The sequence below is a fragment of the Gemmatimonas sp. genome (assembly GCF_027531815.1).
Lineage (GTDB): Bacteria > Gemmatimonadota > Gemmatimonadetes > Gemmatimonadales > Gemmatimonadaceae > Gemmatimonas.
Genome location: NZ_JAPZSK010000007.1, coordinates 38,338 through 63,642 on the forward strand (window position 1 = coordinate 38,338; position 25,305 = coordinate 63,642).

The window sequence follows — 25,305 nt, forward strand, 5'->3', positions numbered from 1 at the left end:
ATGAACCAGATCTCGTTCGCGAAGCTCGAGACGGGCATGGACATGCCCCACCTGCTGGACATCCAGACGCGCGCCTTCGAGTCGCTGCTGCAACTGGATGCCGCGCAGCAGGAGCGCGAGGACGTCGGCCTCGAGCGCGTCTTCAAGGACCTGTTCCCGATCACGGATGTCCACGAGAACTTCTCGCTGGAATTCGTGCGGTACTCGCTGGGTGAGCCCAAGTACACGGTCGCCGAATGCATCGAGCGCGACATGACTTACTCGGCCCCACTCAAGGCCACCCTCCAGCTCGTCATTTTCGAGGATACCGGCGACGGCAAGCGTCCCCGGAACATCATCGAGAAGGAAGTCTATCTCGGTGAACTGCCGCTCCTCACCGAGCTCGGCACCTTCGTCATCAATGGCGCCGAGCGCGTCATTGTCTCGCAGCTGCATCGCTCGCCGGGCGTGGTGTTCGAGGAGAGCACGCACCCCAACGGCCAGCGTCTGCTGTCGTCGCGGATCATTCCGTTCCGCGGTTCGTGGGTCGAGTTCACCGTGGACATCCACGACGTGATCTACGTCCACATCGACAAGAAAAAGAAGTTCCCCGCCACGGCGCTGCTCCGGGCCTTCGGCTACGGCGAAAACCGCGACATCCTGCGGCTCTTCTTCGCCGAGCGCGAGCTCGACCTCATGAAGAAGCGCGAAACGCGCAACGACATCCGTGAAGTGCTCGGCGCCATCATCGCCGAGGACATCACGCTCGAGGGTGAAGTCACCGCCGAGGATGCGCCGAAGCCGAAGACCAAGAAGGCCAAGGCCGAACGTGAGCGCAACGAAGCGGCGCTGCTCGTGCGCGAGGGCGATGAGCTCACCGAAGAGGTGCTCAATCGCCTTGTGCGCCAGGGCGTCAAGAAGATCAAGGTCTTCGCCTCGTACACCCAGATCGACCTGCGCGACGAACAGGACGCGATCGACCGGGGAGAGCGCGAAGTGCGCCGCACCCTGGCCCGCGACGTGATCGACGCCGACACCGGTGAAGTCGTGGCCGACAAGGACACGGCCCTCACCGACGCCGTCATCAAGAAGATCCGCAAGGCGGACATCGTGAAGGTGTTCGTGTTCGTCGCCTCCGGCCGCGCCGAGTCGACGCTCATCAAGAACACGCTGGCCAAGGATCCGACCAAGCACGAAGAAGAGGCACTCAAGCAGATCTACGCGCTGCTGCGCCCGGGTGACGCACCCAATCGCGAAACGGCCAAGCAGGCGCTCGAGCGCCTGTTCTTCTCGCCCAAGCGCTATGACCTCGGGCGCGTGGGCCGCTACAAGATCAACCAGCGCCTGCGCCTCAACACGCCCATGAGCACCACGGTCCTCACGAAGGAAGACTTCGTGGAGATCATGCGCCAGCTCGTCGAGCTGCACGAGGGTCGCGGCGATGTGGACGACATCGATCAGCTGGGCAACCGCCGCATCCGCTCGGTGGGCGAGCTGATCGCGAACCAGTTCTCCGTCGGCCTCTCGCGCATGGCGCGCCTGGTCAAGGAGCGCATGTCGATCAACACCGACCCCGAGAAGATCTCGCTCGATGACCTCGTCAACGCCCGCACGGTGTCGGCCGTCATCCAGGCGTTCTTCGGGTCGTCGCAGCTGTCGCAGTTCATGGACCAGACCAACCCGCTCGCCGAGCTGACGCACAAGCGGCGTCTGTCGGCGCTCGGACCGGGCGGCCTCACGCGCGAGCGCGCCGGCTTCGAAGTCCGTGACGTGCACTATTCGCAGTACGGGCGCATGTGCCCCATCGAGACGCCGGAAGGTCCGAACATCGGCCTCATCACGTCGCTCGCCTGCTTCGCCCGCGTGAACGATCTCGGCTTCATCGAGACCCCGTACCGCATCGTGAAGGATGGGCGCGTGACCGGCGAGATCGTGTGGCTCGACGCGAACCGCGAGGAAGACGCGATCATCGCGCAGGCCAACTCGAAGCTCAATCCCGACGGTACCTTCGTCGACGGGCTGGTGCTGTCGCGCAAGCGCGGTGACCTGCCGCTCGTGCCGCCCACGGACATCGACTACATGGACGTGGCGCCGGAGCAGCTGGTGTCCATTGCCGCGGCGCTGATTCCGTTCCTCGAGCACGACGACGCCAACCGCGCGCTCATGGGCTCGAACATGCAACGCCAGGCCGTGCCGCTGCTCAACCCGGCCACGCCGCTGGTGGGCACGGGCCTCGAGGCCACGGTGGCCGTGGACTCCGGCGCGGTGATCATCGCGCGCCGGGCGGGGATCGTCACGAGCGTCACCGCCGACGAGATCATCGTGGACGCAGGGCTCATCGCCGGGAACGTGGAAACCGACCGACCGCTGGCGCGGCTGGGCCAGCTCGATCGCTACAAGCTCAAGAAGTACTGGCGTACCAACCAGGACACGGCCATCAACCAGCGCCCGCTGGTCACGATGGGACAGCAGGTCGCGAAGGGCGAAGTGCTCGCCGACGGCGCCGCCACCGAAATGGGGCAGCTGGCGCTCGGCCGCAACGTCACCGTGGCCTTCATGCCCTGGTACGGCCACAACTTCGAAGATGCCATCGTGCTCTCCGAGCGCCTGGTCAAGTTCGACGTGTTCTCGTCGATCCACATCCAGGAGCTCGAACTGCACGTGCGCGATACGAAGCGCGGGCAGGAAGAGATCACGCGCGAAATTCCGAACGTCGCCGAGGAGTCGCTGGTCGACCTCGACGAGCGCGGCATCGTGCGGATCGGCGCGCAGGTGAAGCCCGGGGATATCCTCGTCGGCAAGATCACGCCGAAGGGCGAAACCGAGCTGTCGCCGGAAGAGAAGCTGCTCACGGCCATCTTCGGTGAGAAGGCGAAGGACGTGAAGGACAGCTCGCTCAAGGTGCCGCCCGGCATGGAAGGCACCGTGATCGACGTCAAGATCTTCTCGCGCGTGGAAGATCAGGTGGTGGAGAAGGATCGCGGTGAGCGCATCGGTGAAGTGCGCCGCCTCGAGGGCGAGGAGAAGATCCGCGTCAACGAGGTGCGCGACGCCGAGCTGGCGACGCTGCTCACGGGCGAAACGATCCAGCTGGCGCTCAAGGCGGGCACCGTGGAAGAGGCGATCCCGGCCGGGACCGTGCTCACCGCGGAGATGCTCGCCGGCCTCCGCTTCGCGACGCTCGACCTCAAGACGTTCCGGGTGGAGAAGAAGGCGGCCAACGAGCGCGTGCGCGAGATCATCGACGCCGCGAACGAGGAGAAGAGCCGCATCGAGGAGCGGGCGGAAGAGCGCATCGACCGCATCCTGCAGCCCGACGAACTGCCGCCGGGCGTGATTCAGCTGGTGAAGGTCTACCTGGCCGAGAAGCGCAAGATCTCGGTGGGTGACAAGATGGCCGGCCGTCACGGCAACAAGGGTATCGTGGCGCGTATCGTCCCCGAGGAAGACATGCCGTTCCTGCCGAACGGTCGTCCGGTGGACATCGTGCTCAACCCGCTGGGCGTGCCGTCGCGCATGAACGTGGGGCAGATCCTGGAGACCCACCTCGGGTGGGCCGCGAAGCTGCTCAACTTCTACGCGAAGACGCCGGTGTTCGAAGGGGCGAACGAACGCGAAATCGGCCTGCTGCTGAAGCTGGCCGGGCTGCGGTGGGCGCGCGAAACGCTGGTGCTGGGTGAGGCGGCCAGCGACGCCACGCCGGCCGAAGTGAAGGCGCTGCTGGCCGACATCAAGCCGGACCGCCGTCTGCCGGACAAGGTGGAGCTGCTGGCCGACGCCAATCTGAACGACTTCAACGCCAAGGGGATGAGCCCCGAGACGAAGGCGCTGTTCAGCAAGGTGAAGGGCTTCGTGACCGCGGCGGCGCGCACGCTGGCGGAGCGCGAAACGGCGGCGGTGCAGGCGGCGATCGCCGTGCACCGGGCCGGTGACGAGTTGCCGGGCGATGCCACCGCGGCGTCGGCCGCGGCGGCCATTGCCAGCCTGGAGGCCGAGGCGGCGCTGTCGCCGGCCGATACGTTGCGTCGGATCGGCCAGCCCGCGCTGGCGGCCCTGCTGGCCGGGGAAAGCGATGTGGACGCGGCCGCGGCGGAGCTCATTCGCCTGGCCGGCCTCACGCCCACGGGCAAGGCCAAGCTGCGCGACGGACGCACCGGAGAGTTCTTCACCTCGCCGGTCACGGTGGGGGAGATCTACATGCTGAAGCTGTCGCACCTCGTGGACGACAAGATCCATGCACGCTCCATCGGACCCTACTCCCTCGTCACGCAGCAGCCGCTGGCGGGCAAGGCGCAGTTCGGTGGTCAGCGCTTTGGAGAAATGGAGGTGTGGGCGCTGGAGGCGTACGGCGCGGCGCACACGCTGCAGGAAATCCTCACGGTCAAGTCCGACGACGTGAACGGCCGCAGCCGTGTCTACGAGGCGATCGTGAAGGGGCAGAACCTGCCCGAACCGGGCATCCCGGAGTCGTTCAACGTGCTCGTGAAGGAACTCCAGGCGCTGGGCATCAAGGTGACGCTCGGGGCCAGCGATGGCACCGGCGTGGAGCTCATCGATGCCGGCGGCAACAGTAACGGCGGGGAGGAGTAACGCATGATCGATTTCCGCAGCTCGCGCGAAGCCCGCGCGTCGGCGTTCGACTACATGTCGGTCCGCATCGCTTCTCCGGAAGAGATCCGCGGCCCGAAGGACCCCAAGGAGCGCGAGCGGTTGGAGATGGCCGGCTTGCGCACCTGGTGGTCGTGGGGCGAAGTCACGAAGCCCGAAACCATCAATTACCGCTCCTTCAAGCCCGAGAAGGACGGCCTGTTCTGCGAGCGCATCTTCGGTCCCGTAAAGGACTGGGAATGCCATTGCGGCAAGTACAAGCGCATCCGCTACCGCGGCGTGATCTGCGACCGCTGCGGCGTGGAAGTCACGCTCAGCAAGGTGCGGCGCGAGCGCATGGGTCATATCGAACTGGCCGTGCCGGTTGCGCACATCTGGTTCTTCAAGACCCTGCCGAGCCCCATGGGCAACCTGCTCGACGTCACGCTGCGTGACCTCGAGAAGGTGATCTACTACAGCAACTACATCGTCATTGAGCCGGGCAATCAGGAGGTGCGTGAGCGCCAACTGCTCGACGAAGACGAGTACCTCACGCTGCGCCAGAAGGCCAAGGCCGAGGGTGACACGGCGTTCCAGTGCGACATCGGCGCGCCGGCCGTGCGTGAACTGCTCAAGCGCCTCGACGTCGACAAGACGGCCGAGGAGCTGCGGGGCTCCGTGGTGGGCGAGACGAGCCAGCATCGCAAGAAGCAGATGCTCAAGCGTCTCAAGATCGTCGATGCCTTCCGCACGTCGGGCGAGGGCGGCGAAATCCGCAACCGTCCGGAGTGGATGATCCTCGACGTCATCCCGGTCATCCCGCCCGACCTCCGTCCGCTCGTGCCGCTCGATGGCGGCCGCTTCGCGACGTCGGACCTGAACGACCTGTACCGCCGCGTCATCAATCGCAACAACCGCCTGCAGAAGCTCATCTCGCACCGTGCGCCGGAAGTCATCCTGCGCAACGAGAAGCGCATGCTGCAGGAAGCGGTCGACGCGCTGTTCGACAACGGGCGCCGCTCGAAGGCCATCCGTGGCCGCGGCAAGCGCCCGCTCAAGTCGCTCTCCGACATGCTCAAGGGCAAGCAGGGCCGGTTCCGTCAGAACCTGCTCGGCAAGCGCGTGGACTACTCGGGCCGTTCGGTCATCGTCGTGGGACCGGAGCTCAAGCTGCACCAGTGCGGCCTGCCCAAGGCCATGGCGCTCGAGCTCTTCAAGCCGTTCATCATCCACAAGCTGGTGGAGAGCGGCGAGGCGGAGACGGTGAAGCGCGCCAAGAAGATCGTGGAGCGCGAGAACGCGATGGTCTACGAGGTGCTGGAAGGCATCATCAAGGACCACCCCGTGCTGCTCAACCGCGCCCCCACGCTCCACCGTCTGGGCATTCAGGCGTTCGAGCCGGTGCTGGTGGAAGGCAAGGCCATTCGTATTCACCCGCTCGTAACGACGGCGTTCAACGCCGACTTCGACGGTGACCAGATGGCCGTGCACGTGCCGCTGTCGTTCGAGGCGCAGATCGAGGCGCGCGTGCTCATGCTCTCCTCGAACAACATCCTCAAGCCCTCGGACGGCCGTCCGGTGGCCGAGCCGTCGCAGGACATCGTGCTTGGCTGCTACGTCGCCACCAAGGCGCCGTCGGCCGACTTCGACAAGAAGAAGGAAGATCCCAATTTCGTGAAGACGCTGCCGGCCTACGCCAGCTCGTCGGAAGTGGAAATGGCGATCGCCAACGGTCGGGCCAACTACCAGACGCCGATCCGCTGGCGCCTGGAAACCGAGTCGGGCTCGGAGTGGATTGGCACCACCGCCGGGCGTGTCATGTTCAACGGCATCGTCCCGAAGGCGCTGCCGTTCCTGAACAAGGACATGAAGAAGAAGGCGCTCGGGGAACTCGTGTTCGAGAGCTACCGCTCGGCGGGGCTCGCGGAAACGGTGGCCATGCTTGACCGTCTCAAGGAGTTCGGCTTCCGCAACGCGACGCGCGGCGGCGTCTCCATCGGCATCGAAGACCTGCACATTCCCAAGGAGAAGCAGGTCCTGCTCACCGAGGCGTCGGAGCGCGTAGAGCGCTTCCAGCGCGCCTACGCGACGGGCAACATCACGAACGGTGAACGCTACAACAAGGTCATCGACACGTGGACGCACGCGAACACCGACATTGCCGACGCCATGGTGAAGACCATGCGCGAGTCGCAGGGCGGGTTCAACCCGGTGTTCATGATGTTCGACTCCGGTTCTCGTGGTAGCCGCGACCAGATCCGTCAGCTGGCGGGTATGCGCGGCCTCATGGCGAAGCCGCAGAAGAAGCTCACGGGTGGTATCGGCGAAATCATCGAAAACCCGATCAAGTCGAACTTCCGTGAAGGGCTGTCGGTGCTCGAGTACTTCTCGTCCACACACGGTGCGCGTAAGGGTCTCGCGGACACGGCGCTCAAGACGGCCGACGCCGGGTACCTCACGCGTCGTCTGGTGGACGTGGCCCAGGACATGACGATTGCCGAGGAGGATTGCGGCACGATCCTGGGCATCGATACGGCAGCGCTGAAGGAAGGCGAAGACGTGATCGAGCCGCTCGCCGAGCGTCTCGTCGGCAACGTGGCGGCCGAGGATGTGTACGATCCGATGGAACGCGATGAGGCGGGGCGTCCGCGCCTGCTCGTCGAGGCGGGCTCGCTCATTTCGGAGGAAACGGCGCAGGGCATCGAGGACGCGGGCATCGAAACGGTGAAGATCCGTTCCGTGCTCACCTGCGAAGCCAAGCGCGGCCTCTGCCGCATGTGCTACGGCCGCAACCTGGCCACCATGCAGATGGTGGATCTGGGCGAGGCGGTGGGCATCATTGCCGCGCAGTCGATCGGCGAACCGGGAACGCAGCTGACGCTCCGCACCTTCCACGTGGGTGGAACGGCAGCGCGTATCGCCGAGCAGACGGCGCGCAAGACCAAGAAGGCCGGTGTCATCGAGTTCGGCGACCGTCTCGTGACCGTCGTCAACCCGGACGGCCAGAAGGTCGTGACGTCGTACGAGGGCGAGCTCATCATCAAGGCGTCGGCCGACAAGAACGCGGCGATCGAGGCGCGCCTGCAGGTGCCGCTCGGCGCGTACCTCATGGTCGAGGACGGCCAGGCCGTGAAGAAGGAAGACACGGTGTTCACGTGGGACCCGTACTCGAATCCGATCATCGCGGACGTCGAGGGAACCGTGCGCTTCGTGGACCTCGTGGAAGACGAATCGCTGGCCGAGGAGCTCGACGAACTCACGGGTCTCCGTCAGCGCGTCGTGATCGAAGACCGCGAAAAGAAGCTGCACCCGCACATCGAGATCTGGCAGAACAAGGGCGGCAAGGAGAAGCGCGTGCGCGACTTCATCCTGCCCGTGGGCGCCGTGATCACGATCGAGGACGGCGAGGAGATCAAGGCGGGCACCATTCTGGCCAAGATCAGCCGCGAGGCGTACAAGACTCGCGACATCACGGGTGGTCTGCCGCGCGTGGCCGAGCTCTTCGAGGCGCGCCGGCCGAAGGACCCGGCGACGATCTCCGAGGTGGACGGGTTCGTGCGGTTCGGCGAGATCAAGCGCGGCAAGCGCGAGGTGTTCGTGCGCCCGGCGGTCATCGACCGCGGCGTGTGGCAGGTGGACGAAAGCCAGGCGGAGCAGGTGTACGAAGTGCCGTCCGGCAAGCACCTGCGCGTGCACGAGGGCGACCGCGTGCGCGCCGGCGACCGCATCAGCGAGGGCCCGGTCAACCCGCACGACATTCTCCGCATCAAGGGGCCGCGCGCCGTGCAGGAATACCTCCTGAACGAAGTGCAGGAGGTCTACCGCCTGCAGGGCGTGAAGATCAACGACAAGCACATCGGCGTGATCGTCAAGCAGATGTTGCAGAAGGTGCGTATCGTGGAGTCGGGCGACACCGAGATGCTCGAGGGCGAGCATGTCGATCGCGCGGTCTTCCGCGAGACGAACGAGGACGCCAAGAAGCGGAAGATCACGCCGGCCACGGCGGAGCCCCTGCTGCTCGGTATCACGAAGGCCTCGCTCACCACGCAGTCGTTCGTGTCGGCGGCCTCCTTCCAGGAGACCACGCGCGTCCTCACCGACGCGGCCATTCGTGGCTCGCGCGACGACCTGCTGGGGCTCAAGGAGAACATCATCATCGGTCACCTCATCCCGGCCGGTACGGGCATGTACCGCTACCAGGAAGTGGACGTTGAGAGCGATGCGCTCCCCGAGCCGGAGCCGCTGCCGGACGCGATCGAGCCCAATTTCGATGCGCTGCTGCCGAGCTTCGAACCGTCGGCGTTCACGATGCCGGACGAGTAAACAGAGCAACGAAACGCGGGGCGGGCCTTCTGGCCCGCCCCGCGTTTCGTTGCTGCCTCTGGCGACGTGAGACCCGAGACGGGAGCGAGAGATTTGCGACCTGAGAGGGAGAGGTGAGCCCGGATCGCGGTGAGAGTTGAGTGTCCCCGCGGTGAGAATTGAGTGCGTAGGATTGGCACGAGGCGTGGGATTCGGATGACGCACCTTCGGGGCTGCTCGCCTATCGTGGCGCATGGCACACAACCCTCATGCGCTTCAGGTAGTGCAGCGCGCCTTCGCGCTCTCCGTAGATGTGCATCGACTCGCGGACCGATGCCACGAGTCGATGGCGCGAGTGTCACCCGGCATGCGCAACCAGCTGCTGAGGGCGGTCAACTCCATTGCGCTCAACCTGGCGGAAGGTGCCGGGTATCAGTCGCCCTCGAGAACGGCATCGTTCTGTACGACGGCAATAGGTTCGTGCAACGAGGTCGAGCTTCAACTGCGCCTCGCGCGTGCACTCAACGCGATCCCGGACGACTACGATGTGCTGATCGACGAAGTGGTCGAGATCAGAAAGATGTCGTACGGCTTCCGGAAGCATGTCATGGGCAGGCGAGACAAGGCCGCACCCCCCTGAGCTCTCACCGCTGGCCCGCTGACCTCTCACCGCGATCCAGGCTGCCCTCTCCCTCTCACCCATTCTGCTCTCCTGCTCACCGCTCCGATCTCACCGTCTCACCGTCTCCGCGGTGCGTCGGCGCGCGGCGATGGTTGCCGCCGTGTCCAGCCACACGCTCATCTGCTTGCGGGCCTGCTCCATGCTGGTCGCGTCGGCGGTGGTCACGGTTTCCAGCGCGCGCGTGAAGCGACCACTGCGCACGTCGGTCAGCATCGTCACCATCGCCACCGAATCGCCGCGGGCAATGAGCCACCCGCTGACGACATAATCGGCGCGCAGCGCCCAGCCCACCGACATCTTGTCGGGGAGCGTGCGGGTGGCCCGTTCGGTCAGGTCAGCCGGTACCACCTCGAACCGATCCGCCGGGATGGCCTCGCGCAGTTCGCTGGCCGCGCTCCGTGCCAGCGCGCTCACTTCACGCTTGCCCGTGGCATTGGTGAAGGCGGCCACCACGACGCGCAGGCGGCCATCGGCAGGTGGCGCCATGAGCGGCGCGACGGGCATGTTCGGGCGCGAGGCGCTGCGGGCGTCGAACACCAACGACCGTCCGCCACTCCCCGCATCGGCCGGCGGCATCTCCGGACGCACGAAGCGCGGCGCGCTGGCCAGCGTGACCTCCATCTCCCTGATCGCACGGGTCATGGAGTCGGCGAAGATGCGGCCCACCTCAGCGAGCAGCAGCGCGCGATCGATCCGGGTGCTGTCGCCGGCTGGCGCCGTTGGCGCCGCCCCGCGGGGCTCGGCGCTGCGCTGGCGCTTGGTCACGGCTGCCGCAATCGCCAGCGATTCGGCACGGGTGATCACGAACGGCGTCACCGCCTCCATCGCCGCCTCATCGGCAAGGCGAAGCGCCGCGCTGGAGTCGGTCTGCACGCCGCCTGTCGGCTCGGTCGGTGCGGTGAGGGGCGTCCCGGTGCGGCCGCCCGGTCCGGCGTCACGCGCCTCCAGCGCGTCCGCCACGCCACGTGGAGGCGTGCGGTCGGGCACGACGGCCCAGAGCAGGGCGCCAAGCAAGGCCACGGCGCCCGCCGCGCCAAGGGCGCGGGCACGCCGGGCTCTGGCAAATACGCTGGAGGGCCCGCGCACGCCGAGCGTCTGTCCCGGCATGGGTGGGAGCGCCTCGAGGGTGGCAAGGAGCGCCTGCGCCGTCTGGGGGCGCTTGGCGGCGTCCTTGGCGAGACAGTGCATGATGAGCCGAGACAGCGGCTCGGGGATGTCGCTCACCGTGCGATGCGGTGGCTCCGGCATGACCGTCAGTTGGGCCGCCAAGGTGGCCTGCGGTGAGGAACCGCTGAACGGGCCCTTGCCGGTGAGCAGCTCGTAGGCCAACAGCCCCACGGCGTAGAGGTCCACGCGATGGTCGGCGGCCGGGTCGGCCGCCAGCTGCTCAGGCGCCATGTAGGCTGGGGTGCCGATCGCCAGGCCGGTGCTCGTGCCGCTGTGCCCCGGCCCCGAGGCGCTCAGCGCCTTGGCGACCCCGAAATCGGTGACCAGTGCGTGCATACCCGACGTGAGGATGTTGTCGGGCTTGATATCCCGGTGCACCACGCCCCGTCCGTGGGCGTAGGCGAGGGCGTCGACCACATCGTGCAGGATGCGCACCACGTCGCGTGGCGAGAGCCGCCCGTGGCGGGCAAGGGTGCCACGAAGCGACTCCCCCTCGATGTAGGGCATGGAAAACCAGAGCAGCCCGTGGTCATCGCCCGCGGCAATGAGTGGCACGATATGCGGGTGCTGCAACTGCGCCGCCAGCTGGATCTCGCGGCGGAAGCGTTCCACATTCACGCCCGCCGCGAGCTCCGGCGGCAGCACCTTCACGACCACCGTCCGGTTGAGGGCCCGTTCGGTCGCCACGAATACCCGCGACATGCCGGCGCCGCCGAGTTCCCGGTCGATGTGGAACCCGGGGGCCAAGGCGCGCTGCAGGCGCTCCAGAAAATCAGTCACGGCGGTCGTTTCCCGATGGATGCGGCGTCATCATGGTCACCTCCAGTCTACGCTCGTCAGCCCCGTTGGTTACGACACCGCCGGGGTGGTCGTGGTGCCATGGGGCGCCGGGGAGCAAGGATCGCGGCCGGAAACGCCCGCCACGATGCCCGGAGCCATGTGTGGTGCGCGGCTACGGGATTCCGCGAGAGACCCGCGACGGCAGCGCCTCCAGGCGCCGTGTGCCCTTGCGCAGCGGCATCGTGAGCAGGGCCCGGGCGGTGGTGTGCTCGCGCTCGTCAAAATGGGTATCGATGCCGTAGACGAGGCGCGACCGGTCGATCGTCATGAACGTGCCGAAGAGCCGGTCCCACACCGCGAAGACGTTACCGTAGTTGGAGTCCGTGTGCGGCAGCACGTAGTGATGATGAACCTTGTGCATGTCGGGAGACACGACGACCCACGACAGGGCCCGGTCGAGCGCGGCAGGGAGCGCGATGTTCGCGTGGTTGAACTGGCTGAGCACCACGCTCAGGCTCTGATACAGGAACACGAGCCACATCGGGGCGCCGGTGATCGCCACCGCGACCAGCGTGAACACGAAGCGGACAACGCTCTCGCCGGGGTGGTGGCGGTTGGCGGTCGTCGTGTCAACGTGGCGGTCCGAGTGGTGGACGAGATGGAGACGCCAGAGCAGCGGCGTCTTGTGCTCGACGAAATGCGGCAGCCACGCCCCCACGAGATCGAGGACGAGGAGCCCGATGAGAGCCTGCATGGCGAGTGGCAGGGCGGCGAGCCACGGCAGCAGCCCCACCCCGGCCGCTTCTGCCCACGCCGACGTGCGCAGCAGCAGAAACGCGAGCGCGAAGTTGACGACGATTGTCGTGCCGGTGAAGAAGATGTTCACCAGCGCGTGACGCCCCTTGGCGTAGGGCCGCCGGTCGAGCGGGGCCGCCAGTTCCCAGAGCCAGAAGAACGCGATGCCGCCCGCGAGAATAAGTGAGCGGTGGCTGCTGGGAATGGTGGTGAAGTAGGCGACGAGTCCGTCCATGCCCCGGAACATTCCCCGGGTGCTTCGCGCTGTCCAGAGCTCGGCCCCTCCGCGTCCCATTGATCCGATCATGCCGTACGAGGCACGCATGAGAAAATCGCCCGGACCTCGTGCCGTTCGACGATCCCCCTAACAACTCCACCAGTCGGTCGTCTTACGGAGCGATACCCGCACGCCGCGACGTCCCTCGTCTCTTTCCGCCAATGCGACCGATCCTTGCCGCCCTCCTCCTCGGCACCATCCTGTCCGCCTGCTCCAGTGCGGCCACCGAGCCCGACGCAACCCGCCCCACGCCATCAACGCCGCCGTATCCTGTGGGGCAAATGACCGACCAGACCCTCGTGGTCGGTGGGGTGACGCGCCAGTATCGCGTGCATGTGCCGGCGGGGCTCACGACCCCGAAGGCGGTCGTGTTCGTCCTGCATGGCGGCGGGGGCGAAGGGCTCGATGTGGCGATCCTCGGCCGGCACCCGCTCTCGGTCTTCCGCACCGTGGCGGACCGTGAAGGATTCGTGGTGGTGTACCCCGGGGGCCTGCCCGCGAACGATGCCCAGCGCCTGCCGGGGTGGGTCGACTGCCGGGCCGACAACACGGTCGAGAGCAATGCCGACGACATCGGCTTCCTGGCGGCGCTCGTGGAACGGGTGCGCGGCGAGTACGGGCTGACCACATCACGCATGTTCATGAGCGGCGGATCGAACGGCGCCCAGATGACGCACGCGTTCGCGTTCCAGCGTGCCGATCTCGTGGGTGCCGTCGCCACCGGCGCCGGCAGTCTGCCCGTGACCCCGAAGCCGGGCCGCTGCACCTCCGGCCCCACGCGCCCCCTCCCCATCCTGCTGCTGCACGGGAGCGGTGACCCGCAGATGCCGTGGAATGGCGGCTGCGTGGCCGATATTGGCGGCGCCTGCAATCGGGGACGCGTGATCTCCGCGCTCGCCACGCGCGACCGCTGGCTCGCCATCAACGGGCTCGCCGCCGCCACGCCCACGACCGCCGTGATCGACTCAAGCACCGCCGACACCGGCCCCGCCAATCGGTTCGATTATGCCGGCGCGACCCCCGTGCAGTGGTGGCGCCTCGATGGGGCAGGGCACGCGGTACCCAGTCGTACCGTGTTCTCGGCCAGCAACCCGGCCACCGGCACGCAGAATCGGGATGTGGAGTTCGCCGAGGTGGTGTGGGCGTTCTTCAAGGCGCGGCTGCCGTAGGGTCCGCGCGCCTATCGTCGCAGGATCCCCCACGAGAACTCCCGCCCGAGGGTCGCGCTGGCGGTGATCCACACGAGCGCCGCCGGCTCCTGAAAACGCGCCCGGGCCAGCGGCCCGAGGCGCACCGGCTCGAAGCCGATGCTCGTCGCCAGCTCGGCCACCTGTGCGCACGCGTCCGCATCATCTCCGCTCATCCAGAGCACCGATCGGCCGTTGGCAAAGACGGGGTTCGCCATCACCTCCATGCCGATGGCGTTGAACGCCTTCACGACCCGTGCGCCCGGCACCCACCGCGCCACCTGCTCCGCGCCGGAGTCGGTGGTGCCGTGCGTGAGCACCATCCCTGGTCCGATGGGATTGGTGGCATCCACGAGGACCTTGCCCGTGAGATCGCCGGCGCCCTCGAGCGCCTCCTGCGCCCCAGCCCACGGCGTGGTGAGCACGACGACGTCCGCCGCCGCCGCCGCGTCGCTGATGGTGGCCACGGTGCCGATCCCGGCGTACTTGGGACTATCCGGCGTGCGCGCACCGTAGACGACGTGGTGACCGGCGCGCTGGAACTGCGTGCCGAGTGTGGTGCCCACGCGGCCGGCACCGATGATCGCGATCTTCATGAGTCCCTCGTGCTGGGTACGCGCCAGGCCCGCGAGTGTCCGACCGGGCGCCTCGATGGCTCGCCGCGCCGCGGTCGCTCCGGACCTCGGCTGCTGTCATGGCAAGCCTACGCCAATTGGATTTCCCGCGACAGTACGCACCTTTTCGACATAGACTTCCCGGCAGGTAAGTCGCGCGTCGGAGGACCAGCGCCGGCGTTCACGCGTGACCGCCACCCTCCCGGGATCCTTCGGGGAGGTATGCATGCCGGAAGTCCTCTGACGCACACCATGCGCTCCCCGCAGCTCGGCGAACTCGACGGGGCGGAGCTCATCACCCGTAGCGTGCACGCGGCTGTTCCGCCGCGCGAGGACTACGCCAGCACCATGCTCGGCCAATCGGCACTCCCGCCCATCAACGGGCTCCGGAGCTGGGACGCCGCGTATGGCACGGCACGCGATCCCGGCCGGCAGCCCACGCTCGATGGCCCCACGCTGCACGTGCGCCCACTCGCGGCGTCCGATTTCGAGGCGTGTGGCAGCGCGACCCATGGGGAACTCAAGGCGCTGATGCTGGCGCACGCCGACACGCAGGTGGATGTGGTGTGGTTCCACATCGGGCGCGACCATCACCGGTCATGCACGGCGGCCGAGAAGACCTGCGCGGTGCTCGATCACGAGGGGCAGCGGGACCAGCATCCGTACTGCTGGTCCCGCATCGATCGGCCACCCGCGTGACGCGAGCGTGCCGGTCACCTGTCCTTATGGACGTGTGACAGCGGACGTCGCGTCCGTGCCGAGGCCGCGCAGCCACGCCAGCGTGTCCACCCACAGTGCCAAGGCCTGCGGACGGAAGTAGCCCATGTGGCCGATGTTGCGGAGGCCGAGCTTGCGCGGATCGAGCGTGACCGCGTCGACCGGAGCATTCCGGTACTGGGCCATGAAGGCATCCCGTGAGGCGGGGGGTGCCCAGTGGTCGTCGAGGGCGTTCACCGCGCGAATGGGCATGCGGACCTCCGCGAACTGCTCGGCCAGTCCGGGGAGCTCCGGGTCCTCGAAGAAGTAGCGCGGCCACCGGCACCATCGGCGCCACTGGTGGAAGAGATCGCGTGGCAGATCTTCGCCGAGCCCCAGCCGACTCCACGCCAGATACCCGGTGGCGCTCACCAGCAATGGTCCCATCACGCGCCACAGGAACTGCACGCGCAGTCGCTCCAGTGGCGGCATCCAGCCGTGCCACCCTGCGCCGGTGGCGAACGTGACCACCCGCTGGATCCGCTCGTGCCCGGGCAGCAGCCCGATCGCGTGGCCGCCGAAGGAATGCCCCACCAACCAGAGTGGACCATCACCGCGCCCGTCGACATGGTCCAGCAGGGCCGCCAGATCGAGACGGGCCCAATCGAGGTAGTTCATGCGGAAGTCGCGCAGCGACGCGGGGCGCGAGGCGCCGACGCCACGATAGTCCAACATCCACACCGCGATCCCCTGCGCGGCGGCGAACCGGGCGAAGCGCGCGTAGAAGCGCTGCGGCACACCCGTCGCGCCGGCGACGATCAGACGCCCCTGTGCCGGCCCGGACGGGGCGACGTGGGTCACCCCGAGCGGATAGCCGTCGGCAGCGGGCACTACGAGTTCGGAGGCGATCAGGTCGGAGGCCATGGGGAGCGAGGTACGCCGAAGTCCGTCGAAGCGGCACGACGAGGAGGCGCGCAGCGCATTCGGCGCGCTGGCGCCGCGTTCGATCGCTGGTGCGGTGGGTCCGGTCAGTCGAACTGCCGCTCGCCGGATCCCATGAGGACGTAGACCACGGCCCCCCCCACCGAGATGGCCGCCGTGACGAGGAAGGGGGCCGTATAGGCACCGGTCTGCTCCACCAGCCATCCGGTGACATACACGCCGACGATTCCGGGGATCGTCCCCGCCGTGTTGCTGATCCCCCAGATCACGTCGGCGTAGCGCGGGGCGATGTCCAGGCCATTGGCACCGAACCCCGCCATGCAGCAGGCCAACGCCCCCGCGGCGCCGCACATGAGCACCGTGGCGATCGCCGCCGATGGAGCCAGCGGAATGAGCGACAGGAAGGTGGCACCGCCGAGCAAACCAAGGCACTGGAGGCGCCGGCGCACGCGAGTGGCGGACATCCCGGCGGTGAGCATGCGGTCGGCCCACGCCCCGGCCGCATTGGCCATCGCGAACGAGCAGAGCCAGGGTGCCGCCGACAGCAGTCCGGCGCTGGCCAGCGACACATCGAACGTGGACTTGAAGTACGACGGCAGCCACGCCAGCAGCACGTACAGCGACCAGTTGTGGCAGAAGTGATTGATGATGATGGCCCACACGGCCGGGGCGCGCAGGAGGCGCCCCCAGGGAACGGTACGGGGGGCCGCGTCGGCGGGGTCCGTCATGGCCGGGTCGCGCCCCTCGCGGACGAGCGGGTACCACCCCATGGCCCACAGAAAGCCGAGCGCGCCGAAGGCATAGAACGCCATGGGCCATCCGAAGTCCCGAATGATCCACCCGGTTACCGGGAGTGCAATGACCGTTCCCATGGCCACGCCGCTGCTGACGAGCGCCACGGCGCGGGTCCGATGCTCGAGGCGAACCCACCGCGCCAGCATGTTGAAGGAACCCGGAAACACCGCGGCCTCGCCGATGCCCAGGGCAATGCGCGCGGCCAGCAGCGCGGGGAGCGAGTAGCGCGCCGCCAGCGGGGTCAGCAGGGTGAAGAGCGACCACCAGAGCACCGCCGCTCCCAGCACGCGCCGTCCGCCGTACCGGTTGGTGAGCCAGCCGCTTCCGACCTGCAGCAGCAGGTAGCCGACGAAGAACGATGACAACACCAGCCCCTTCACCGACTCGGTCCATCCCAACTCCTGCTGCATGGGGATGGCCGCCACCGACAGGTTGCTGCGGTCGAGGTAGGAGATGAAGACCGCCGCGAAACAGAGCAGAACCACCGTCCGGGATACCGGCCAGCGAGTGGTGGGGGCGGCAGTCCTGTCCGTCATCTCGGGCGCAAGCGGCGCGGGGGGGATGGTGGTCGTCGGTTCATCCGACTCAGCACCGTGATCGAGTCCAGATCTGTCGGTAAGTGTACCGCACGAATCGCGATGGCGATACGCGGCGGTGTCCGCAGCCGATCGCCGGGCCGGCCATCACGAGGGTGCGCGCCGCCACCAGCAGCGGCAATGCGCTGTCGATCCGGCGCTCGAACCGGTGGGGATGCGCCGCCCGACCACACCGGCCTGTCGGGGAGCCGCCCAGGACTGGCGACCAGGGCGGCGGCGTGCCTCAGGGCCGTGGGTGGTCCACGGGAGAGTGGGGTGGGGGCGTTGGGGCTGTTGCCACGCGTGATGGACCGTCCATGGATGCTATCCCTCCACGCCAGGGGAGAGAAATGCCTCCACCTCCGCGAGGAACCGGTCCGGCAATTCGGCGAACGGCGCATGGCCGCAGGGGAGTGCCACAAACCTGGCCCCGGGAACCGTGCGCGCCGCGACGGCGCCGTCGCGCGCGGCCGGAATCGTTGGATCGCGCGTGCCGAAGAGCAGCAGCGTCGGGGTCGAGCATGCACGCGCCGCCTCGCGCAGGTCGCTCTCGGGGAGCACGAAGCGCCGCCAGAGGGCGCGGTTGAGCGCGCGGCGCGTGGGCGTCGACTGGATGGTGGCGGCCCGGTCCAGCATCGCCCGCACGGTAGGGGTACGACGATGCAGATACAGGCGCGCGAAGAGCGCCGGGGGTAACGACCAGCGACTCCCCTGCCACGCGCAGAAACGCCGCGTCAGCCACGTGTGCGGCGTGAACCCGCCAGGCGCCACGAGCACCAGCGCCTGCACCCGTTCGGGGGACGCGAGCGCGAGTCGCGCCGCGACGGTGCCACCGATGGAGTTGCCCACGAGAATCACGGACGAGAGCGCCAGCGCATCGAGGAACTCCCGGAGCACCTCCACCAGCCATGGGATGGAGACCGCCTCCACGTCTGCCGGCGCCATCGACTCCCCATACCCCGGCCAATCCAGCGCCATCACGCGGAACCGCGCGGCCAGCGTCGGGATCACCGCGTCATAGTCGCGGCGGTCGCCGGGGTTGGCGTGCAGCAGCACGAGCGGGGGGCCCGCCCCCTGCTCCACGTAGGCAAGGGGGCCGGTCGACAGGGCGACCGTGCGCATCGTCCGTTCCATGGGTCGGCATTTGGGGTGATCGTGGTGATCTGGAACAGGAACCGTACTGGCCGCCACGGCAAGTTGCACACCGAAGGGCGTGGACGTGTTGCGCCGAATCGCCGCCGTCGCCACTTGCTCCACTGCCCCTGCCAGCTTAAGCTCAAGATTCCGTTCCGTGCCGTCGTCCGTAGCTGCACCTCGGGCAACGATCCACGTAGAAGTCGGAGTACGAACTCCCCGTCGGCCGACCAGCCGTCGGGCCACCAACATCTGATGCCTACGATCAACCAGCTGGTCCGCCGCGCCCGAAAGGACGTGGTGGAGAAGTCCAAGGCGCCCGCGCTCAAGAGTAATCCGTTCAAGCGTGGCGTGTGCACCCGCGTCTACACCACGACGCCCAAGAAGCCCAACTCGGCGCTGCGCAAGGTTGCGCGTGTTCGTCTCACGAACCAGCTCGAAGTCACGGCCTACATCCCCGGCGAAGGCCACAACCTTCAGGAGCACTCCATCGTGCTCGTGCGCGGCGGTCGTGTGAAGGACCTCCCGGGTGTGCGTTACCACATCGTGCGTGGTACGCTCGACGCATCGGGCGTCAACGGCCGTAATCAGAGCCGTTCCAAGTACGGCACCAAGCGTCCCAAGAAGGGTGCGGCGGCTGCCGCCGCCGGAGGTAAGAAGAAGTGAGCCGTCGCAAGAGTGCCGTGAAGCGTACCGTGCTGCCTGATGCACGCTACGACAGCCAGACCGTCTCGAAGTTCATCAACAACTTGATGATCCAGGGCAAGAAGAGCACTGCCGAAGGCATCTTCTACTCGGCCATGGACATCGTCGAGGCGAAGACCAGCCAGCCGGGGGTCGGGGTGTTCAAGCAGGCGCTGAACAACCTCAAGCCGGTGGTCGAGGTGAAGAGCCGCCGCGTCGGTGGTGCCACCTACCAGGTGCCGGTCGAAGTCCGTCAGGACCGGCGGACTGCGCTCGCCATGCGCTGGCTCATCTCGTATTCGCGTGATCGCAACGAGAAGAGCATGCCCGAAAAGCTGGCTGCCGAAGTGCTGGCTGCCGCCCGCGGCGAAGGCAACGCGGTGAAGAAGAAGGAAGACACGCACCGTATGGCCGAAGCCAACAAGGCGTTTGCCCACTACCGCTGGTAAACGGTCGCGACACGCGACAACCAGCCGGCCGGTCGACCGGTCTGCACGCCCCGGATGCCAACGCATCCGGGGCGTTTGCGTTGGCGGATCGACCAAAGGGCCGTGTCACACCCACGGCACCGCCGTAACGCCCCTGACTCGCTTTCCGACGGCGTCCGTGTTTCAATCCCGGCACTCGTTACGGCGCGGGACGGATCGTTTCGGCCGCGGCCTGCGGCGTTGCGCGCACGACGTGCTCGCGTCACCTTTCTGAGAGTACGCGGCACGCCCTCGGGGTGCTCGCGAAAAGGCAAACCCGGCGAAAGTCGGGGACGCAAAGCTTCAGGGCTTCCATGCACTGCACGTGCATTGCCGGCTGGGCTACCGAACGACCATGAGGAGGCGCGCAGACGATGCGTAGAGCGTGGCGGCAGGTGATGAGTCGAGGCAGGCGGCGCATGGGAGTGTCTGCCACTGGCGGTGCCCTGCTGTTGCTCGCCTCCTGTCGGCCCGCCGCCGCGTCACTGGAACTCGCGCCCGGTGCAGGGGCAGCCTCGACCGCCAACGCGATTCTCGCCACTCCGCCGCGCTCGGATGATGCCAGCCGCGTTCGCCTGCTGCGCACTGCCAACCGGCTGCCCAAAGTGGCCTTTCCGCGCCTCCGTGCCGACTGTCTGACCCAGGGGGAAGAGTTCGGAGCGTGGACCGTGCGTTTCGATGGGTACGGCTGCGTGACCGTCACCGGCAACGGCGACCAGGGGGCGCTGGCCATGGGCCCCAAGGCCGCCGCCAAGGACTGGCATACGCACGCACCGCTGGTGCTCGGCCCTACTTACGCCAGGCATCTGCTGCTGCACGCGCGCGTGGAAACCATGGCGCAGCTGCGAGACGGCGCACCCAACCCCTGGGAAGTGGCCTGGGTGATCTGGCAGTACGAAGACGACACCCGCTTCTACTACTTCATCCCCAAGCCCAACGGGTGGGAACTTGGCAAGCGGGACCCATCGTACCCGGGGGGGCAGCGCTTCCTTGCCTCGGGCACGACCGAGCGGTTTCCCATTGGTAGGGTGCACGATGTGACCATCGTGCAGGACGACGACCGCATCGCCGTGTTCGTGGATGGACGGGAGATCGTGCGTACCCGCGACGTCGAGAAGCCCTATCGTCGGGGGCGCATCGGCATCTATGCCGAGGATGCCGCCATCAAGGTGCACGCGGTGCGGGCCCTCTAGCGCGGGGCGTGCCGACGGCGCCGCGCCGTTTTCCGTCGAGCGGTCTCGATCACACGCCACCCGGGCCTCGCCACGGGTGGCGTTGTGCATCCGGTACTCCGCTGGCACACCGGTGACCGGGGGCCCCGTCACGGCGTCTATCGCGAGAGTCACACCACCGGTAAGCTTCACTCCGCCAGCGGTTGCTCTCGGGGTCGCCAACAGGACGTGAGTGGTGCCCGAGGTCGGCCGACGCTTCCCTCACCCGTCACTGTGCTGCTCATCCTTCGTCATCCGCTGCGCCGCCTGTGGTCGCAGCCCTGGTGCGCGCTTTTCGTGCTGATGGTTGGCCTGCTGCTTCCCGCCGCCGCACGTGCTCAGGGGAACGAGCGGCATGCCAGTGCCATGAATGTGGCGTACGCGGCCAAGCAACGGGGCGACACCGCGGCGGCCCGCGAGTACTTCCGGCGCGCCATCGATGCCGACAGCGCTGCGCCATCCCCGTACATCGAGTTGGGCTATCTCGACCTTGCCGGGGGCAACAAGGCGTCGGCGGCACGCTGGTTCGCGCTGGGGGCAGGGCGCGCACCGCAGAACGCCGACGTGCGACGGCAGTTGGGCTACGTTCTGATCGACCTGCGCCGCACCGACGAGGCCATTGCCGCCCTGGAGAGCATCGCGACGACGCCGTCGGGCTTCGTGGACCGCGATCGGCTTGCCCTGGCGTACTTGTACGATGGCGCCGCGCGCAACCGTGATGCCATGACGGCGTTCCGGGCCGCCGCAGCCAGCCGCGACACCGGGGTGGCCAACCCCGCTCGCCGCGCGCTGCGCGTGAAGGGCAACGTGGGGACGGTACTCTTCTCCGAAGGCTACCTCGCTCCGTTCTACCAGTCGCGCTTCGAGAACACCATCGGCTTCGGCTTCATCAGACAGGGGATCGAGAGCGGAAGCGCCTGGGCGCCGGCGGCCTACACGTCGCTGCGTGTCACCCGCGATTCGCGGTCAAGTGGCGCGCAGTCGCGCGTCCTTTCCGACAACGCCGCCATTGCGGCCGGCGGTGTGCGTGTCCGCCCGTGGCATGGACCCGTGTGGCTGTACGCGGAAGCCGGCGGCGCCTACTCGTTGCTTCCCGACGACTCGGTGTCGTGGCGGCGGGACATTCGTACCGGTGCGTATCTCATCGCCCAGGACGACCGGCGGCTCATGCCGACGGCGCGGTGGACGCTGCTCACCGATGTCGTGGCCGACGTGAGCTGGTACGAGCGGTTTGATCGCAACGTCATCGGGTACGCGCAGCTCCGGGAAGGCATTCGCGTGGGCACCCCAGGTACGCTGGCCCTTGATCTGTTCGGGCGCGGGTGGTTGGGATACGACAGCCGCGGCGACTTCTTCAACCGCGCCGCAGAAATCGGGGGCGGTGTGGCAGTACGAGTCGGCCCGAACTTTGTGTTCTTCGGTGAAGGCATCCAGGGGCGCTTCCTGCCCGCGCCGCCCCGGGGCGTCGACCAACAGTATCAGGAGTGGCGCGTCACCGCCGTGTGGGGGTGGCGTGCGCTCAGGCCCGTGCGGGCGGAGGACCGGCCATGACGACACTCGAGATGGGCGTGGTCGCCATTGCCGCGCTGTACCTCATCTTTGCCATCGACGACCTGCTCTTCGACGTCACCTTTTGGCTTGGGGCGATCTTCGGCTGGTGGAAGCGCCCGGTCGTGACGCTGCGCGAGTTGCAGGAGGTGAGCGAGTGGCGCATCGCCATCGTCACGCCGGCGTGGAAGGAAGACGACGTGATTGCGCGCATGCTGCTCTACAACCTGCCGCGTCTCGATTACCAGCGATACGACTACTGGATCGGTACCTACCAGAACGATCCGGATACGCGGCGCGAGGTGGACAAGGTGCGCGCGGTGTATCCGAACGTACGCAAGGTGACCACCGACCACGACGGCCCCACCTCCAAGGCCGACTGCGTGAACACGGTGCTGCGGGCCATCGTGGAGCACGAGCAGCGCGCCGGGCTGCGCTACGACCTCATCGTCTTCCACGATGTCGAGGACCTCGTGCATCCCCTGGAGCTGCGGTTGCTGAACTGGTACTTCCGCGGCGACTCCGTGGACTTTGTGCAGTTGCCGGTCCTCAGTACGCCCCCGTTCTGGTACGACTTCGTGGCCGGCACGTACATCGACGAGTTCGCCGAGCAGTACACGAAGAACATGTTCGTGCGCGAGAAGATCTGGGGCTTTGTTCCCTCGGCAGGCGTGGCCACCTGCGTGCGGCGGTCGGTCATCGACCAGCTGATGGAAGAGCGGAACGGAACGCCCTTCGCGACCAACTCGCTCACCGAGGACTACGACCTGGGGCTTGGCCTCACCGTGCAAGGGCGTCCGACGCGGTACCTGCACCAGTACGTGCAACTCGAGGAGCATGACCGCAACAGCGAGGAGCTGGTTGCCACCTGGGCGCCGTTCCCGCAGACGTTTCGCACGGCGGTGCGTCAGCGCACCCGCTGGATGGCCGGCATCGTGTTTCAGGGATGGGAGCACTGGGGGTGGCCGAAGGGGCTGGCCTGGCTGCTCGCGCACGACCGCCGCGGTCCGCTGGGGTATCTGGTGGTGCTCGCGGGGTACCTGCTGCTGCTGTACTTCGTGCTCTACGAGTGGGTGCGGGTCTTCTACGATCGCTCGCTGCCGGCCGTGCTCGAGGAGCCCTGGTTCGTGTGGCTCTTCTGGATTGGCCTGTTCTTCATGGTCAACCGCCTGCTGCAGCGCGCCATCAGCACCGGCAAGCTCTATGGCTTCGGGCAGGCGCTGCTCGCGATCTTCCGGACGCCGTTCTCCAACCTGGTGAACATGGTGGCCACCTTCCGCGCCGCGAATCAGTACTTCGCGTCACGCCGCGCCGGCATTCCCATGAGCTGGGACAAGACCGAGCATTCGTTGCCGCCTCAGGTGGGCGCCCAGATGCGTCTGGGTGAACGGCTCATCGAGGAGAAGAAGCTCACTACGCAGCAGCTGGTGCTCGCTCTCAAGGAACAGCGTGAGAAGGGCGGTCAGCTGGGGGCCATTCTGGTCAAGCAGGGGGCCGTCTCGCGCGATGATGTGGAGACGATCGTGAGGAGTACCGGCGCATGAGCCGCCCCCAATGGTTGACGCCACTACGGGGCGTGCCGGTCGTGCCGGGCACACCAAGCGTGGCCGTGGTGGTGGGCACCCGTCCGGAAGTCATCAAGATGGCGCCAGTGGTGCGTGCCTTGCGGAGCGCCGAGAGCCGCGTGGCGTGTACCGTGGTGAGTACCGGACAGCATCGCGACCTGCTGGCCCGTGCCTTTCACGATGTGGGGATGGCGCCCGACATCGAGCTGGGGTTGATGACCGACAACCAGTCGCCCAGCGGTTTCGTGGCGCGGTGCATCGCCGCGCTCGACGAGGTTCTTGCGCAGTGCGGGCCCCAGGCAGTGCTGGTGCAGGGCGATACGAGCAGCGCCTGTGCGGGCGCGATGGCGGCCACCTGGCGCGCGATCCCCGTGGGGCACGTGGAAGCCGGATTGCGTTCCTTCAACTTCCAGGAACCGTTCCCTGAGGAGTTTCATCGGCGGGTGGTGGGGGTGGCGGCCCAATGGCACTTTGCGCCAACGCCGGAAAGCCGCGACAACCTGTTGCGCGAGGGAGTGCCGGTGCATCGCATCTTCGTGACGGGCAATACGATCGTGGATGCGGTCCGGCAGATGGACGTGTCGCGTGCGTTCGAGAACCCAGCGATCGATCGAATTCCCCCGGGGCGTCTGGCGCTGGTCACGGCCCACCGGCGCGAGAACCAGGGGGAGTCGATGCGCGACATTGCGCGCGCGGTGAAACGGCTCGTCGCGGCGGTGGCGGACCTGCAGGTTGTGCTGCCGTTGCATCCGAATCCAAACGTGCGTGGTCTCCTCGAGCAGGAACTCGTGGGGGTGGAGCGCGTGCACCTGCTGGAGCCGCTGAGCTACCCCGACCTGCTCAAGGTGCTGTGCGCCAGCACGATCATTCTGTCCGACAGTGGTGGCCTGCAGGAGGAAGCGCCGAGCGTGGGGCGCCCCATCCTCATCCTGCGGGACCGTACCGAGCGGCCGGAGGTGGTGCAGGTGGGGGCGGGCATTCTGGTGGGCACAGACCCCGATCTGATCGTGAAGGAGGCGCTGGCCATTCTGTGCGATCCCGTGGTGTACGAGCGCATGGTGACGGTGCCCAACCCCTTCGGCGATGGTCGGGCGTCGTGGCGGATCGCGGAGATTCTCGCCAGCTCCTTGGTGGACGAGGTGGAGTCGCCGTCGATATCGATGGTGTTGTAGCGCTGGTGCTGTAGCGCTGGTGCTGTAGCGCTGGTGCCATGATCCGGGTGGTGGCCCGGTTCCCGTCGCTGTTGCATGAATGCAGCACCCTGTTGCATTATGTCGGTGTCATGTGCCACACAACCTGATTCCTCTGTCCGTGCGGG

The 25,305-nt window shown here is 67.3% G+C and carries 17 protein-coding genes and 1 riboswitch; of the genes, 11 read left to right on the forward strand and 6 right to left on the reverse strand.

Features of this window, described 5'->3' with window-relative positions:
- From rpoB to O9271_RS10935, 3 genes are all read left to right on the forward strand, one after another.
- Entirely contained in the window at positions 1–4,569 is a 4,569-nt protein-coding gene (rpoB, locus tag O9271_RS10925) for a DNA-directed RNA polymerase subunit beta (RefSeq protein ID WP_298269636.1), read from the forward strand.
- A gap of 3 nt (positions 4,570–4,572) precedes the next feature.
- Positions 4,573–8,889 carry a DNA-directed RNA polymerase subunit beta' gene (rpoC, locus tag O9271_RS10930; protein WP_298269443.1) on the forward strand — a complete coding sequence of 1,439 codons (4,317 nt, stop codon included), beginning with the start codon at positions 4,573–4,575 and terminating at the stop codon, positions 8,887–8,889.
- A gap of 232 nt (positions 8,890–9,121) precedes the next feature.
- The gene (locus tag O9271_RS10935; RefSeq protein ID WP_298269445.1) at positions 9,122–9,508 is read left to right on the forward strand and encodes a four helix bundle protein; all 387 of its coding nucleotides are present in this window, start codon (positions 9,122–9,124) and stop codon (positions 9,506–9,508) included.
- 90 nt (positions 9,509–9,598) lie between these two features.
- Here the strand turns inward: O9271_RS10935 and O9271_RS10940 are convergent, their stop codons facing one another.
- Positions 9,599–11,497 carry a serine/threonine-protein kinase gene (locus O9271_RS10940; RefSeq protein WP_298269446.1) on the reverse strand — a complete coding sequence of 633 codons (1,899 nt, stop codon included), beginning with the start codon at positions 11,495–11,497 and terminating at the stop codon, positions 9,599–9,601.
- A gap of 172 nt (positions 11,498–11,669) precedes the next feature.
- Positions 11,670–12,527 carry a sterol desaturase family protein gene (locus O9271_RS10945; protein WP_298269449.1) on the reverse strand — a complete coding sequence of 286 codons (858 nt, stop codon included), beginning with the start codon at positions 12,525–12,527 and terminating at the stop codon, positions 11,670–11,672.
- A 203-nt stretch (positions 12,528–12,730) separates the two neighbouring features.
- Here O9271_RS10945 and O9271_RS10950 point away from each other — a divergent pair, with 203 nt between their 5' ends.
- The gene (locus tag O9271_RS10950; protein ID WP_298269451.1) at positions 12,731–13,738 is read left to right on the forward strand and encodes a PHB depolymerase family esterase; all 1,008 of its coding nucleotides are present in this window, start codon (positions 12,731–12,733) and stop codon (positions 13,736–13,738) included.
- A gap of 11 nt (positions 13,739–13,749) precedes the next feature.
- Here the strand turns inward: O9271_RS10950 and O9271_RS10955 are convergent, their stop codons facing one another.
- Positions 13,750–14,409, reverse strand: coding sequence for an NAD(P)-binding domain-containing protein (locus tag O9271_RS10955; RefSeq protein ID WP_343213901.1), 660 nt, complete (start codon positions 14,407–14,409; stop codon positions 13,750–13,752).
- Positions 14,410–14,622: 213 nt separating this feature from the next.
- On the opposite strand from O9271_RS10955, the gene O9271_RS10960 reads away from it, so the two are divergent.
- Positions 14,623–15,069, forward strand: a complete 447-nt coding sequence (locus O9271_RS10960; protein ID WP_298269452.1) for a winged helix-turn-helix transcriptional regulator — start codon at positions 14,623–14,625, stop codon at positions 15,067–15,069.
- Positions 15,070–15,093: 24 nt separating this feature from the next.
- Here the strand turns inward: O9271_RS10960 and O9271_RS10965 are convergent, their stop codons facing one another.
- The 3 genes from O9271_RS10965 to O9271_RS10975 all read right to left on the reverse strand — a co-directional run bounded on the left by O9271_RS10965 (position 15,094) and on the right by O9271_RS10975 (position 18,512).
- Entirely contained in the window at positions 15,094–15,990 is an 897-nt protein-coding gene (locus tag O9271_RS10965) for an alpha/beta fold hydrolase (protein ID WP_298269454.1), read from the reverse strand.
- A 104-nt stretch (positions 15,991–16,094) separates the two neighbouring features.
- Entirely contained in the window at positions 16,095–17,339 is a 1,245-nt protein-coding gene (locus O9271_RS10970; RefSeq protein WP_298269457.1) for an ACS family MFS transporter, read from the reverse strand.
- Between the two features lie 363 nt (positions 17,340–17,702).
- Positions 17,703–18,512 carry an alpha/beta fold hydrolase gene (locus O9271_RS10975; RefSeq protein WP_298269460.1) on the reverse strand — a complete coding sequence of 270 codons (810 nt, stop codon included), beginning with the start codon at positions 18,510–18,512 and terminating at the stop codon, positions 17,703–17,705.
- 255 nt (positions 18,513–18,767) lie between these two features.
- Here O9271_RS10975 and rpsL point away from each other — a divergent pair, with 255 nt between their 5' ends.
- From rpsL to wecB, 6 genes are all read left to right on the forward strand, one after another.
- On the forward strand, positions 18,768–19,178 hold the full coding sequence (gene rpsL / locus O9271_RS10980) for a 30S ribosomal protein S12 (RefSeq protein ID WP_291263176.1): 411 nt from the start codon (positions 18,768–18,770) through the stop codon (positions 19,176–19,178).
- Complete coding sequence (rpsG, locus tag O9271_RS10985; protein WP_291263175.1) at positions 19,175–19,645, forward strand: 30S ribosomal protein S7; 471 nt, start codon at positions 19,175–19,177, stop codon at positions 19,643–19,645. Before rpsL ends, rpsG begins: the two co-directional genes overlap by 4 nt.
- A 278-nt stretch (positions 19,646–19,923) precedes the next feature.
- A riboswitch (cyclic di-GMP riboswitch) is annotated at positions 19,924–20,013 on the forward strand.
- A 69-nt stretch (positions 20,014–20,082) separates the two neighbouring features.
- Complete coding sequence (locus O9271_RS10990; protein ID WP_298269464.1) at positions 20,083–20,856, forward strand: hypothetical protein; 774 nt, start codon at positions 20,083–20,085, stop codon at positions 20,854–20,856.
- A 252-nt stretch (positions 20,857–21,108) separates the two neighbouring features.
- The gene (locus O9271_RS10995) at positions 21,109–22,425 is read left to right on the forward strand and encodes a hypothetical protein (protein ID WP_298269467.1); all 1,317 of its coding nucleotides are present in this window, start codon (positions 21,109–21,111) and stop codon (positions 22,423–22,425) included.
- A complete protein-coding gene (locus O9271_RS11000; RefSeq protein ID WP_298269469.1) occupies positions 22,422–23,966 on the forward strand; it encodes a glycosyltransferase in 1,545 nt (514 codons plus the stop codon). The genes O9271_RS10995 and O9271_RS11000 overlap by 4 nt, the downstream gene beginning before the upstream one ends.
- The gene (gene wecB / locus O9271_RS11005) at positions 23,963–25,159 is read left to right on the forward strand and encodes a UDP-N-acetylglucosamine 2-epimerase (non-hydrolyzing) (RefSeq protein ID WP_298269471.1); all 1,197 of its coding nucleotides are present in this window, start codon (positions 23,963–23,965) and stop codon (positions 25,157–25,159) included. Before O9271_RS11000 ends, wecB begins: the two co-directional genes overlap by 4 nt.
- Positions 25,160–25,305 lie beyond the last annotated feature (146 nt).